General features: G+C 68.1%; 13 protein-coding genes. 9 read left to right on the top strand and 4 right to left on the bottom strand.

The annotated features are described in order from the left end of the window. Window positions 1-2 precede the first annotated feature (2 nt). Window positions 3-788, top strand: a complete 786-nt coding sequence (locus CFB39_RS31025) for a YhfC family intramembrane metalloprotease (protein WP_089475813.1) — start codon at window positions 3-5, stop codon at window positions 786-788. Between the two features lie 109 nt (window positions 789-897). Continuing rightward, the gene (locus CFB39_RS31020) at window positions 898-1,476 is read left to right on the top strand and encodes a hypothetical protein (RefSeq protein ID WP_089475812.1); all 579 of its coding nucleotides are present in this window, start codon (window positions 898-900) and stop codon (window positions 1,474-1,476) included. Between the two features lie 76 nt (window positions 1,477-1,552). Here CFB39_RS31020 and CFB39_RS31015 read toward each other — a convergent pair whose 3' ends face one another. Continuing rightward, a complete protein-coding gene (locus CFB39_RS31015) occupies window positions 1,553-2,137 on the bottom strand; it encodes a TetR/AcrR family transcriptional regulator (RefSeq protein ID WP_089475811.1) in 585 nt (194 codons plus the stop codon). Between the two features lie 342 nt (window positions 2,138-2,479). Between CFB39_RS31015 and CFB39_RS31010 the strand changes: the two genes are divergently transcribed. Continuing rightward, on the top strand, window positions 2,480-3,184 hold the full coding sequence (locus CFB39_RS31010; protein WP_089475810.1) for an SDR family oxidoreductase: 705 nt from the start codon (window positions 2,480-2,482) through the stop codon (window positions 3,182-3,184). 64 nt (window positions 3,185-3,248) lie between these two features. On the opposite strand, the gene fabV is transcribed toward CFB39_RS31010, so the two are convergent. Next, window positions 3,249-4,451 (bottom strand): enoyl-ACP reductase FabV, encoded by a 1,203-nt coding sequence (fabV, locus tag CFB39_RS31005; protein ID WP_089475809.1) that lies wholly within the window; start codon window positions 4,449-4,451, stop codon window positions 3,249-3,251. 164 nt (window positions 4,452-4,615) lie between these two features. On the opposite strand from fabV, the gene CFB39_RS31000 reads away from it, so the two are divergent. From CFB39_RS31000 to CFB39_RS30975, 6 genes are all read left to right on the top strand, one after another. Then, window positions 4,616-5,149, top strand: a complete 534-nt coding sequence (locus tag CFB39_RS31000; RefSeq protein ID WP_011353812.1) for a GbsR/MarR family transcriptional regulator — start codon at window positions 4,616-4,618, stop codon at window positions 5,147-5,149. An 88-nt stretch (window positions 5,150-5,237) separates the two neighbouring features. Further along, window positions 5,238-6,545 (top strand): SDR family oxidoreductase, encoded by a 1,308-nt coding sequence (locus CFB39_RS30995; protein ID WP_089475808.1) that lies wholly within the window; start codon window positions 5,238-5,240, stop codon window positions 6,543-6,545. Next, entirely contained in the window at window positions 6,542-7,012 is a 471-nt protein-coding gene (locus tag CFB39_RS30990) for a DUF2269 domain-containing protein (protein ID WP_089475807.1), read from the top strand. The genes CFB39_RS30995 and CFB39_RS30990 overlap by 4 nt, the downstream gene beginning before the upstream one ends. A 100-nt stretch (window positions 7,013-7,112) precedes the next feature. Beyond that, entirely contained in the window at window positions 7,113-7,985 is an 873-nt protein-coding gene (locus CFB39_RS30985) for a thiol-disulfide oxidoreductase DCC family protein (RefSeq protein WP_089475806.1), read from the top strand. Beyond that, window positions 7,982-9,481 (top strand): TIGR01777 family oxidoreductase, encoded by a 1,500-nt coding sequence (locus tag CFB39_RS30980; protein WP_089475805.1) that lies wholly within the window; start codon window positions 7,982-7,984, stop codon window positions 9,479-9,481. The genes CFB39_RS30985 and CFB39_RS30980 overlap by 4 nt, the downstream gene beginning before the upstream one ends. Before the next feature lie 72 nt (window positions 9,482-9,553). Continuing rightward, window positions 9,554-10,177: a glutathione S-transferase family protein gene (locus tag CFB39_RS30975; protein ID WP_089428914.1), complete on the top strand. Its 624-nt coding sequence runs from the start codon at window positions 9,554-9,556 to the stop codon at window positions 10,175-10,177. Window positions 10,178-10,271: 94 nt separating this feature from the next. Here the strand turns inward: CFB39_RS30975 and CFB39_RS30970 are convergent, their stop codons facing one another. Continuing rightward, window positions 10,272-11,672 carry a serine hydrolase gene (locus tag CFB39_RS30970; protein WP_089475804.1) on the bottom strand — a complete coding sequence of 467 codons (1,401 nt, stop codon included), beginning with the start codon at window positions 11,670-11,672 and terminating at the stop codon, window positions 10,272-10,274. A gap of 192 nt (window positions 11,673-11,864) precedes the next feature. Continuing rightward, window positions 11,865-13,040, bottom strand: a complete 1,176-nt coding sequence (locus CFB39_RS30965) for a hypothetical protein (RefSeq protein ID WP_179257765.1) — start codon at window positions 13,038-13,040, stop codon at window positions 11,865-11,867. Window positions 13,041-13,234: the final 194 nt, after the last annotated feature.

Here is a 13,234-nt window from a genome sequence, read left to right as displayed (position 1 = left end):
TCATGCATCCCGTCGCCCCGTTGCTCCTGTTCGTCACGCTCGCGGCGGGTGTCGTGGCGCTGACCGCGCCGGTGTTGCTCGCGGTCGCATGGCGGCGCCGCGCGCAGGTGCCGTTGCGGGTGTTTTTCTACGGGATGCTGACCTTTTTCGTGTTCCAGCCGGTGCTGCGCCTGTCGTGGCAGGTGCCGTTGTTCCGCTGGCTCGCGCACGATCCCGGCTGGCACCTGCCGATGCTCGTGTTCGCGGCGCTGACGGCCGGACTCTTCGAGGAATGCGGGCGCTGGGTCGCTTTCCGGTATCTGCTGCCGAAGCGACATGACCCGCCGACGGCCGTGATGCTCGGGCTCGGGCACGGCGGGCTGGAAGCGATGCTGCTCGTCGGCGTCGGATTCATCGCGCTCGCTGCCGCGTACCTGCTCGCGCGAGCAGGCGTCGTGGTGCCTGAAGGTGCGCAGTCGCTGATCGGGGCGCAGTTCTCCGGCATGACACTCGCGTCGCCGTTACTCGCGCTGTTCGAGCGCGTGAGCGCCATGGCCGCGCACGTGGGGCTGTCGCTGATCGTGCTGCAGGCATTCGTCCGCGGCACGAAGCGCTGGCTCGCGTATGCGATCGCGTTTCATTTCCTGTTCGACCTCGCCGCCGTGCTGCTGACGCGGTACTGGCATGTCGATACCGTGCTGGTCGAGGTGCTCCTGTTCGTGTGCGGCGTGGCGCTTCTGTGGCTGGGTGTTCGCTGGAGCCGCCGGATGACGGGTGCCGGCGAGGCCAGCACGGGGCCTGTTGCCTGATTGGCAAGGCGCCGTCGGGGAATCAAGCAGGGCCGCGGACATCGCCGGTCCGATATATTCACGCAGGAAGACTTCAGCAGAACGAGAACGCCCCGGAACCACCGCCCCGATGAAACGCTCCCATGTCGCTTTTGCCCTCACGGGCCTGCTCGTCGCGCTGCCGATTGCCGCGTATGCGCTCGTCAAGCCGTTGCGCGTCGTCGCGCCTGGGCTGGTCCCCGGTGTGTCGTGCCCGAGCGCCGATATCTGCACGGACGATGCCGCGAAGCTCGGCGACGCGCGGCAGCTCTATCGCGACGGCTATGCGCGCGCGGCGGCGGCCGTCGGTGCATTCCAGGCGGCGCCGCGCGTCGTGTTCTGCTCGACGCGGGCGTGCGCCGATGCGTTCGGCTTGGGCCAACGCGCGGCGCTGACGCTCGGGAATTTCGGCGTGGTGATCGCACCGCGCGGCTGGCAGACCTACTTTCTCGCGCACGAGCTGATCCATCACCGGCAGGCCGAAGTGCTCGGCAACCTGGCCGTCGCGACCCGGCCGCGCTGGTTGATCGAAGGGATGGCGTATTCGCTCAGTGACGATCCGCGCCACCCGCTGGCGGAGCCGTTCGAAGCGTGGCGCACGCGTTTTGATGCGTGGAATGCGGCGCGCGGTGCCCAGCCGCTGTGGGAGGCCGCACGGGCGGTCGAATAGCGCGGCGAGACGTTGAACCATCACCGCGCACGCCGACACGCGGCACCGGCCGACGCACCATGACGTCTTGGCGCGGCTACATCCGCGCGCCCGGATCGTCGCGCCCAACGGTGAGCGTCTCCCGCGCGGCGGCGAGGATCTCGTCGGCCAGCGCCGGATCGGTGCCGGCGATCGCGCGCGACAGCACGAGCGCGCCGACCATCTGGCTGAAGACCGCGACCGCATCGCGACGCGTCTGCGCGGGCGTCGCGCTTTCCGTGGCCACCATCCGTTCCAGTCGATCGAGATACGTGGCGAGGCCGCGCGCATAGCACGCCTGCGCCGCGTCGGTCAGCCGCGGCGCATCGCCGGCGAAACCGGACAGCGGGCATCCGGCCTCGACGTTGTCGCGGTGCGCGGCGGACAGATACAACGCCACCTGCGCGTCGAGACTGCCGGCGTTCGGCGAATCCGCCCGGTCCTGCATCGCCTTTTCCATCACCTCGGCAACCAGCGCGTCCTTCGACTTGAAGTGGTTGTAGAAGCCGCCCTGCGTGAAGCCGGCTTCCTTCATCAGCTCCGTGAGCCCGACCGCGTCGACGCCGCGCGCGCGGAACAGCCGCTCGGCGGCCGCGACGATCGCGCTCCGGTTCTCGGCAGCCTGCTGTCTTGACACGCCCATAGATCCCTCCCTGATTTTGTCGATCGCGTCGATTGGAAAACACAATTGTGATCACCATTGACATGCCCGAGGGGCGAGAACACAATGCACCGCAAAGACGATGGTGATCGACATTGACATCGAGTGTAGCCGACTTGGCGGCGGGCGCAAAGCCGCGGCCGGAACACCGGATGGCAATCGGTCGGGGTCTTGGGCGCCGCCGGGTCACGGGCAGCGGGCGGCTCGCCGTCTGCCGGCGGCGGCGCCACGGTTCGGCAAGCAAAGGGCAGGCTGGTTTTCCACCGGATCTCAGGCGCGCGGCGAGCCGGCGCGCATGCGATTCATCATGCGAAAGGAACGAACATGAAGATCGAAGGTGCAGTGGTGTTCATCACGGGCGCAAACCGCGGGCTCGGGCTCGAGTTCGCGAAGCAGGCCCTCGCGAGAGGGGCGCGCAAGGTCTATGCGGCGGCGCGCGATCCGGCCACCGTGACGCTGCCGGGCGTCGTGCCGGTGAAGCTCGACGTGACCGACCCGGCGGCCGTCGCCGCGGCGGCCGATGCCGCACGCGACGTCACGCTTCTGATCAACAACGCGGGCATTGCGCGGCTCGGCAGCCTGACCGACGACGGCGCGCCCGACGCGTTGCGCGATCACTTCGAAACCAACGTGTTCGGGATGCTGGCGATGTCGCGCGCGTTCGCGGGCATCCTCGCCGGGAATGGCGGCGGCGCGATCCTGAACATCCTGTCCGTCGCGAGCTGGGTGAACCGGCCGATCCTGGCGGGCTACGGCGTGTCGAAATCGGCTGCGTGGGCGCTCACCAACGGGCTGCGTCATTCGCTGCGCGAGCAGCACACGCAGGTCGTCGGGCTGCATGCCGGTTTCATCGATACCGACCTGACGGCCGGCCTCGACGTGCCGAAGGCGACGCCGGCCGACGTCGTGCGCCAGGCATACGAAGCGATCGAAGCGGGAGAGGAGGAAGTGTCGACCGACGAGTTCACGCGGCAGGTGAAGGCCACGCTGTCGTCGGGCGTTTATCTGGAAGAACCGGCGCCGCGTTGACGTCGCCGGTACCGCGAACCTGCCACCCGCGCTACTTGGGCAGCACGGGCGGCGGGCCAACCCATCAGACGGTGGTGTCGATGATGCCCGGGATCTTCACGTCCGGGTTCACGTCCGCGTCGTAGTCGACGCCGGCGATCTCGAAGCCGAACAGCCGCAGGAACTCGGTCTTGTAGCCGGTGAAGTCGGTCAGCTCGTACAGGTTCTCGTTCGTCACGTGGTTCCACTGCGCGACGACCTTCGCCTGCACCTGCGGATCGAGCTCCTTGTAGTCCGCGCGCAGGCGGCCTTCTTCGTCGACGTGCGGCTTCGCGCCGTACAGGCTGTCCTTGAACAGGCCGTACACCTGCTCGATGCAGCCTTCGTGCGTGCCGGCTTCCTTCATCGTCTTGAACAGCAGCGACAGGTACAGCGGCATCATCGGGATCGCCGAGCTGGCCTGCGTGACGACCGCCTTCAGCACCGACACGCGCGCGTCGCCGCCGTGCGCGGCGAGCTTGTCGCGGATCGACAGCACTTTCTTGTCGAGATCCTTCTTCGCTTCGCCGATCGAGCCGTTCCAGTAGATGTCGTGCGTGATCTGCTCGCCGAGATACGTGAACGCGGTGGTCTTCGCGCCGTCGGCCAGCACGCCGGCTTCATCGAGCGCATCGATCCACATCTGCCAGTCCTCGCCGCCCATCACGGCGACGGTGCCGTCGATCTCTTCCTGCGTCGCCGGTTCCAGCGTGACGTCGCGGATCACTTCCTTGTCGGTGTCGAGGCCGCGGAACGTGACCGTCTTGCCGATCGGCTTGAGCGTCGAGCTGATGGTTTCGCCCGTCTTCGGATGCGTGCGGCGCGGTGCCGCGAGGCTGTAGACGACGAGATCGACCTTGCCGAGATCCTGCTTGATGGTGTCGATCGTGACCTGCTTGACCTTGTCGGAGAATGCGTCGCCGTTGATGCTGCGCGCATAGCGCCCCTTTTCGGCGGCGAATTTCTCGAACGCGGCGCTGTTGTACCAGCCGGCCGTGCCCGGCTTCGTCTCGCTGCCGGCGCGCTCGAAGAACACGCCGAGCGTGTCCGCGTCGGCGCCGAAGGCGGCCGAGATCCGGGCGGCGAGGCCGTAGCCGGTCGACGCGCCGATCACGAGCACCTTTTTCGGGCCGTTGGCGATCGGGCCGTGCGAAGTCACGTAGTCGATCTGTTCCTTGACGTTGGCTTCGCAGCCGACCGGATGAGTCGTCACGCAGATGAAGCCACGCACGCGCGGTTTGATGATCATGGAAACCTCTACTCTAGTCAGAAAGGCTGGGACGGCCTGAATTCGGAAAATCCCGCGCATTGTAAAGGAAGCGGCCGATCGCGGGCGGGCGCCGCCGGAACCGGGCGGATCGTGTGGTTATTTCTCTCTTGACAGAAATAACTGAAATGCCTAAATTTCACGTCATGGAACTCACACCGATTGCCGAACGATTCATTCTCCACTGGGGCGAAATGGGCTCGCGGTGGGGCGTCAACCGCACCGTCTCGCAGATCCACGCGCTGCTCTATCTGGCCGGCCGGCCGATCGCGGCCGACGAGATCGCCGAGACGCTCAACGTGGCGCGCTCCAACGTCAGCACGAGCCTGAAGGAGCTTCAGGCGTGGCGGCTGGCGAAGGTCGTGCACGTGCTGGGCGACCGCCGCGACCACTTCGAGACGTCGACCGACATCTGGGAACTGTTCAAGCTGATCGTCGAAGGGCGGCGGCAGCGCGAGATCGAGCCGACGCTGACGGTGCTGCGCGACTGCCTGACGAATCCCGAGATCGCGAACGAGAGCCGTGAGACCGAGCAGCGCATCCGCGACACGCTGCAGTTCGTCGAGACGCTTACGACCTGGTCGGACGAGATGCTGCGGCTCAAGCCCGATACGCTGATGAAGGCGCTCGGCATCGGCGCGAAGATCAGCCAGACGGTCAGGCGCAAGCCGTCGAAGTAAGCAGGACACGCAGTGCGGGCAGCCAGCCCGCTTTTTTTGGGGTCGTTATTTCTGTCTGTACAGAAATAACTGTAAGTAGAGGATGAAAATGGACACCGTCTTGCCGTCGACCCGCCCGCCTGGCCGCACCGCGGCGCGCAGCATGACCGTTCTCGTGTGCGGGGCGAACGGCTTCATCGGGCGGGCACTGTGCGCGCAGCTCGAAGCCGGCGGCCATCGCGTGCTGCGCGGCGTGCGTCAGGCGGCCGGCCCGTCCGACGTCGCGATCGACTTCGCGAAGGACGTCGACCCGGACGCGTGGCTCGCGCGGCTGGAAGGCGTCGACGTGGTGATCAATGCGGTCGGCATCCTTGCCGATCAGCGCGGCGCGACGCTCGACGCCGTGCATCGCGCCGCGCCGTGCGCGCTCTTCACCGCGTGCTGCCGCGCCGGCGTGCGGCGCGTGATCCAGATCTCGGCGCTCGGCGTCGAGCGTGGCGATACGCGCTACTTCGCGAGCAAGTCCGCGGCCGACCGCTTCCTGCAGACGCTGCCGATCGACTTCCGGATCGTGCGTCCCGCGCTCGTCTACGGCACGGACGGCGCGTCGGCGCGGTTTTTCCGGATGCTCGCGAGCCTGCCGGTGCAGGTCCTGCCGGCGGGCGGCCATCAGCGGCTGCGCCCCGTGCACGTCGACGATCTCGCCGAAGTCGTCGCGCGGTGCGTCGATGCGCCGGCGGCCGGCCGCCCGGTGATCGACGTGGTCGGCACCGACGAAGTCGAATACCGCGAGATGCTGGCCCGCTACCGCACGGCGCTCGGGTTTCCGCCGGCCGCTCGCATCGGATTGCCGGGCCCGCTGGCCGGTGTGGCCGCTGTGCTGCTCGGCACGCTGCCGGGGGCGATCTTCACGCGCGACACGTGGACGATGCTGCGTGGCGGGAACACCGGTGATCCGGCCGCCGCCACGGCGATGCTCGGCCGGCCGCCGCGCGGGATCGACGGCTTCATCGGCGCGGACGCCGCGGCGCTGCGTCGCGACGCGCTCGCGATGTGGCGTCGCCCGCTGTTGCGTGGCGCGCTGGCGATCGTGTGGATCTGGACGGCCATCGCCAGCGCGTTCGTCCATCCGCTGCACGCGAGCCTCGCGCTGCTCGCACCCGCGCACCTGACGGGGCTGCCCGCGTTGATCGCGCTCTACGCGGCCAGCGCGCTGGACTTCGGGTTCGGCATCGCGACGGTCGTCGCGCCGTCGCGCCGCCTGTGGGCCGCGCAAGCCGCGCTGATCGTCGCGTATTCGGCGGTCATCGCGGTCACGATGCCGGCCCTGCTCGCCGAACCGTTCGGCCCCGTGCTCAAGAACGTGCCGATCCTCGCGATCCTGTTGATCCTTTTTTCAGAAGAAGAACAAGCATGAATATCTATCTCGTCATCAAGGCGCTTCACATCCTGTCTTCGGTGCTGCTGGTCGGCACCGGGTTCGGCACCGCGTTCTACCTGTTCTTCGCGAACCGCACGCGCTCGGTGCCCGCGATCGCGGCCGTGTCGCGGCTCGTGGTGCGTGCGGACTGGTGGTTCACGACCCCGGCCGTGATCTTCCAGCCGGCATCGGGCCTGTGGCTCGCGCACACGGCCGGCTGGCCGTGGGATACGCCGTGGCTCATGGCGTCGATCGTGCTGTATGCGATTGCCGGTGGGTGCTGGCTGCCGGTCGTGTGGCTGCAGGTCGAACTGGCCGCGATGGCGAAGCTCGCGCACGCGAACGGCGATGCCGCGCTGCCGGAACGGTACTGGCTTTACGCGAAGCGCTGGGAACTGCTCGGCTATCCGGCGTTCTTCGCGATGCTGACCGTCTACTTCCTGATGGTGCTCAAGCCGATGTAAGTGCGTTGCCGCCGCTGCGCAGAAGCGGCGTCGTGGCACAGCGGAGAGCCGTCGATCGATTCATGAAGCATGCGACGGGTAATAAGAAGGAATGCGAATCATGGAATCAAGTGAACTGGTGCTGTACTTCGACGGACGATGTCCGTTGTGCGTGGCGGAGATCAGGCGTCTCAGGGCTCGCGACGCGCGACACCGGCTGGCCTTCGTCGATATCGCCGAGCCGGGTTTCGATCCCGTGCCGCTGGGCGTCGACCTGCCCACGCTGAATCGCGAGCTGCACGCGCGCCTGCCCGACGGACGCATGCTGACCGGCGTGGACAGCATCCTGGCCGCCCAGGCGCTGACCGGCCGCCGCCGGCTCGTCCGGCTGCTTCGCGTGCCGGTCGTGCGCGGTGCGCTGGCGCCGCTGTATCGCCGCTTCGCGCGCAACCGGCATGCGGTTTCGCGCTGGCTCGGCTATCGCGCCGAAGCGCCGTGCGATGCGGCGGCGTGCCGTGACGGTAGCGAACGTGCCGCTGAACATCCGACGGATCGTCCGGTGCGAGACAACGTTCGCCGCATCGTCGTGACCTGGATGTACTGCGCCGCGATCGCACATCTGCTCGTCGGCATTGCCGTTCCTTGGGTTGCAAGCGCGCCGTGGCTCGATGCGTATCACCGCGTCATCGAACTGCACTTCTGGACGGGAACGGCGCCGGACCCGGCGCGTGCGCAGCAGATCTGGTGGATGTCGCTGATGGGCGCGACGATGCAATGTGCGTCGGTCTGGATGCTGGCGCTCGTGCACCTCGGCAACCGGTTGCAGAAACAGGAAGTGTGGGGATGGCTGCTGGCCGGCCTGCTGATCTGGGCGCCGCAGGACATGCTGTTTTCATTGCAGGCCCAGGTATCGGGCCACGTGGCGATCGACGCGGCGGCACTCGTCGCGATGGTGCCGCCGCTTGTCTGGCTTTGGAGGAGGGACGCGGTATGAACACCTTGCCTGCTTACGACTGGGCGCTCAACCTGCTGATCGTGCAGGGTGCGATGGGCGCATTCGATACGCTTTATCACCACGAACTCACGCAGGATCTCCCGCACAGCCCGCGCGCGCGGCTCGAGCTGGGAATTCATGCGGTGCGTTCCGTGCTTTACGGCCTCGTGTTCGCATCGATCGCGCACGTCGCCTTTCACGGCGCGTGGGTCGCGGCCCTCGCGGCGGTGGTGGTCGTCGAGATAGTGCTGACGCTGTGGGATTTCGTCGTCGAGGACCAGAGCCGCAAGCTGCCGGCGACCGAGCGCGTGCTGCACACGCTGCTGGCCGTCAACGGCGGCGCGCTGTTCGGAATGATCGCGATGCAGCTGGCCACGTGGGCGCACGAGCCGACCGCGCTGCAGGCGCTCGATCTCGGCTGGCGCGGCTGGGTGCTGAGCCTCTTTGCCGTCGGTGTGACGATTTCGGGAATCCGCGACGGAATCGCGGCCTGCCGGATCGCGCGACGCGCGCCGGTCGTCAATCCGTTCGCGGGGCAGCCGCCGGGGAACGTGCTCGTCACCGGCGGCACCGGCTTCATCGGCGAAACCCTCGTGAACCATCTGCTCGATGCAGGGCATGCGGTCACGTTGCTGGCGCGCGATCCGCTGCGCGCGGCCTACCAGTTTCACGGCCGCGTGCGCAGCGTCACGTCCGTCGAGCAGTTGCAGCCGCACGAGCGTTTCGACACGGTCATCAATCTCTCGGGGGCGCCGGTGCTCGGTGCACGCTGGAGCAAGCGCCGGCAGGCGGTGCTGCTGGCCAGCCGCGTCGGCGTCACGGAATCGCTGATGCGCTGGGTCGAGACTGCCGAGGTCAAGCCGCGCATGTGGATCCAGGCATCGGCGATCGGTTACTACGGCGTGCGTCCTGCCGACCAGCGGCTCGACGAAGGCAGCAGCGCCGGCAGCGGCTTCATGTCGGAGCTGTGCCGGCAATGGGAGCTGTCCGCGCAGCCGCTGGAACGTCATGGTGTTCGTTCGGTAGTGCTGCGGCTGGGCGTCGTGTTCGGCCCGGGCGGCGCGCTGCGCCCGATGCTGTTGCCGCACTACTTCGGGATGGGCGGGCGCTTCGGCGACGGCGCGCAGGTGATGAGCTGGATCCACCGGGACGACGTGCTGCGGATCATCGCGCGTGCGATGGCGAATTCGGGCATGCACGGCGTCTACAACGCGGTCGCGCCCGCACCGCTGACCCAGCGCGAGTTCGTGCAGGTCGTGTCGAAGGTGCTGCAGCGCCCGGCCTGGCTGCACGTGCCGGCCGCGCCGCTGCGCGTCGCGATGGGCGAGATGGCCGAGCTGCTGCTGGACGGCCAGCGCGTGATGCCGGCGCGGCTGCATCAGGACGGATTCATGTTCCGGTTCCCGACGGCCGAGCACGCGCTGCGTGACCTGACGAATCGTCCGCACGCGGATTTTCCGCGGACGGCCTGTCGTTTGCCCCGCAGTCGCGTATAAACTCGGCGTGAACGCGTTCGGCGCGTGTCGTGCGTCCCGAATGCTCCGCATCCGACCTCACAAGGAGACTGCATGCTGCACATCCTCGGCAAGATCCCGTCCATCAACGTTCGCAAGGTGCTGTGGCTGTGCACCGAGCTGAACCTGCCGTTCGAACAGGAAGACTGGGGCGCGGGCTTCCGCACGACCCACGATCCGGCCTATCTCGCGCTGAATCCGAACGGTCTCGTGCCCGTCATCAAGGACGACGATTTCGTGCTCTGGGAATCGAACACGATCATCCGCTACCTCGCGAACCGCTACGGCGGCGACGCGCTGTATCCGGCCGAGCCGCAGGCGCGCGCGCGGGTCGATCAATGGATCGACTGGCAGGGTGCGGACCTGAACCGCTCGTGGGTCGGCGCGTTCCTCGGCCTCGTGCGCAAATCGCCCGATCACCAGGACCCGGCCGGCATCGCACAGTCGATCGCGGGCTGGACGAAGCACATGCAGGTGCTGAACGCGCAGCTCGAAGCGACCGGCGCGTACGTGGCCGGCAACGGCTTCACGCTCGCGGACATTCCGATCGGCCTGTCGGTGAACCGCTGGTTCGGCACGCCGTTCGAGCATCCGGATTTCCCGGCGGTGTCGCGCTATATCGAACGTCTCGCGACGCGCGAAGGCTTCCAGAAATACGCGGGCAGCGCGAACCCGTGATGCTTCGCAGGTAGTGCGCGGTGTGGCGGCGAGGCCATTGCATGGCCGCCGCGTCCGCGTCATGACCGGCATGCACGGGCCTATGGGCCCGTTGTCACGCGCCGGGCGCCGGCACCGCGTCGAGCACGCGCGCGAGAAACGCCTCGTGATTCCACGCGGATTCCGGCCGCGACAGCCCGAGCCGCACGATCACCAGCTGCCGGCTCGGCACCACGCTCACGAACTGGCCTTCATGGCCGACCGCATGAAACGCGTCGGCCGGCATCGCGACCGCATGCGGATCGCGATCGTTGAACGGCTCCGGCACCTTGACCCACAGCTGCGCGCCGTACTCCTGTCGCGCCGACTGCGGCGTCGTGCGCGTCAGGTAGCGCACCCAGCCTTCCGGCAGCAGCCGCTGCCCGTCCCACACGCCGTCCTGCAGCAGCAATTGCCCGAAGCGCGCCCAGTCGCGTGCGCTCGCATACATGTACGACGCACTGACGAGCGTGCCGGACGCATCGGGTTCGAACACCGCGCTGCGCATCCCGAGCGGCGCGAACAGCGCGCGGTGCGGTAACGCGAGGTAGTCGCCGTCGCTGCCGCCCAGTGCCTCGCGCATCACGCGCGCGAGGATCGCGCTCGTGCCGCTCGAGTAGGACCACCGCGCGCCGGGTGTCGCGGCGAGCGGCTTCGCCGACGCGAACCGCGCGGTATCGGGTTGCGCGTACAGCATCAATGCGACGTCGGACAGCGGGTCGTCGTAGTCCTCGTTGAATTGCAGGCCGCTCGTCATGCGCAGCAGCTCATCGAGCGTGATGGCCGCGCGCGGATCGCCGTTGCCGCGCCATTCGGGCAGCAGCGCCGACGCATCGGGCGACAGCTTGTGCTGCGCGACGAGCGTGCCGACCAGTGCGGCCGTGACGGTCTTCGTCATCGACCAGCCGGGCAGCGGCGTGTCGGCCGTGAAGCCGGGCGCATAGCGTTCGGCGATCACCTGGCCGCGCCACATCACGACGACCGCGCGCGTGCGCCGCGGCCGCGCCGGATCGGGCTCGTCGAACGCGCGGTCGAGCGCGGTCCGCAGCTTCTGCGCGTCGATGCCGGCCGGCAGCGTGGCCGGTGCCGGCTGTGTGGACGGCGGATCGGGGAGAGGCGGCAGCGCGGCCGGCAACGCGCCGGGCGACGGCCCGAGCGCGAGCGTGCAGCCGAGCCCGGGCCGGAAGTCGGCTTCGCGTTCGGCGAAGCCGGCGAAGGTCGCCGTCGCGCGATGGTGATCGGGGTCGATCGACGGGTGTACCAGTTTCAGCAGCGGATGCACGCCCGCCATGATGTCGACGTCGATCACGGACGCGGCCGGGCGGCCCGACACGTACACGCCGGAACACAGCGCCTTCGCCGCATAGCCGGTCGCGATCGGCGCGAGCCGGGACAACATATGGCCCGTGTAGCCGACCGCGGCGACGACGGCAAGCGCGACGCCGCGCAGGATCAGCTTCTTGAAGGGGATCGTCATGCGCGAGCGTCCTCGATTGTCGGGAGGCAGAACCTGAACCGGCAGTGTCGCAGGTTCGGGCCGGCGGTGGCAATCGCGGGTGGGTGCGACGCCGGGCGGCGCCGACCGCGCGCAAGGTGCCCGGCGTGTGTGACTCGCATGTGTCGATCGTCTGGAGCGAACGGGCCGCATGCGGCCCGTCCAGGCGGCGCGTTACTGCGCGTTGTTGTTGTCGGAGCGCAGAGTCCAGACCGTCGCGGTATTCGTGTTGTCGTCGACGGCTGCGAATTCCAGCTGGCCTTTGCTGCCGTGCCCGAACGCGAGGCCGAACGCGGCCCCCGGCACGGTGTCGACCTGCATTTGCGCGATGAAGCGCCCGTCCACCGTGAATTCGACGATCTCGCTCGGCTGCTGCGGGTCGGCGTTGACCGCATCGCCGTTCGCGGTCACGAGATGGCCGTTCGGCGCGAGCGCCAGCGCAAGCGGGCCGTGCAGGTGTGCCGCGTCGAAGTAGATCATCCGTCCGACGCCGCCGTTGCGATTCGTCGACGCCGCGTTCTGGATCGCGAACACGGCGTTGTCGCCGGTGGACGCGACATACAGCACGTCGCTGTTCGGGTCGTAAGCGAGGCCGGTCGGGCCGACGACGAGCGCACTGGGATCGGTTCGATTCACATAGCCCGACGCGATGACGCGCGAGCCCGGCAGCATCGTGACGCCGTTGTCGCCGATCGCGAGTTCGATGCGCGAGACCGTCCCGTTCAGCACGTTCGACACGAACGCGGTCACGCGCTGGCCGCGATCGATCACGGTCATGTCCCACGGCCCGTCGAGCAGCGCCGCACTGCTGAGTTGCGTGACGAGATTGCCTTGCGGACCGATGACGAGCAGCGACCCCGGCGGCACGACGGTCTTGCCGTCCGGCGCCGGGACGTTGCCGACCAGCACGAAGCCGCTGCGCAGCACCGCGAGCGCGGTCGTCAGGCCGAGATTGCTGCCCTGGAAGAAGGCCGCCGGCGTCTTGCCGGGCGACAGCTTCACGATCGTCGTGCCGGTGCCTTGCGTGTTCGACGCCGCGTTGAAGTTGGACACGACGACATCGCCGGGTTTCAGCGTGCTCCAGCTCGGCACGCCGCGCGGCACGAACGCGATGCCGTACGGATTGACATCGCCGTTGGCGGGCACGGTCGACGCGGTAAACGATGGAATCGGCAAGATGATGTCGCTGCCGCCGGCCCAGGCGAACGCCGACGACAACGCGACCAGCCCGGCGCCGCATGCCGCGCGGCATAGCGAATGCGCAAGCGTGCGCCGGACGCGCGCGACGACCGGCGGATCAACCGCAAGGACGGGCGTGGCGGGGGAACGACAGGAGGGGAGAGGGTCCATGGCATGACTCCGGTTGATGATCGCGAGCAGTCATCCCGGCTGCCGGCCTGCGCAGCCGACGGGTGTCCGGCGCAGGTTCGCGATCATGCTGTTGCCGCGTGAACCCACGCTCGAAATAAACGGATGGCGACGGCCGGATATTCCATTCCGTTACCGATGTTGCAGGCGAGCCGGCGGCCATTGTTCGTCGCAAG

Origin of the sequence: Burkholderia sp. AU6039, from assembly GCF_002223365.1 — a bacterium.
Taxonomy (GTDB): Bacteria; Pseudomonadota; Gammaproteobacteria; order Burkholderiales; family Burkholderiaceae; genus Burkholderia.
This window is presented reverse-complemented; position numbering and strand designations above follow the sequence as displayed.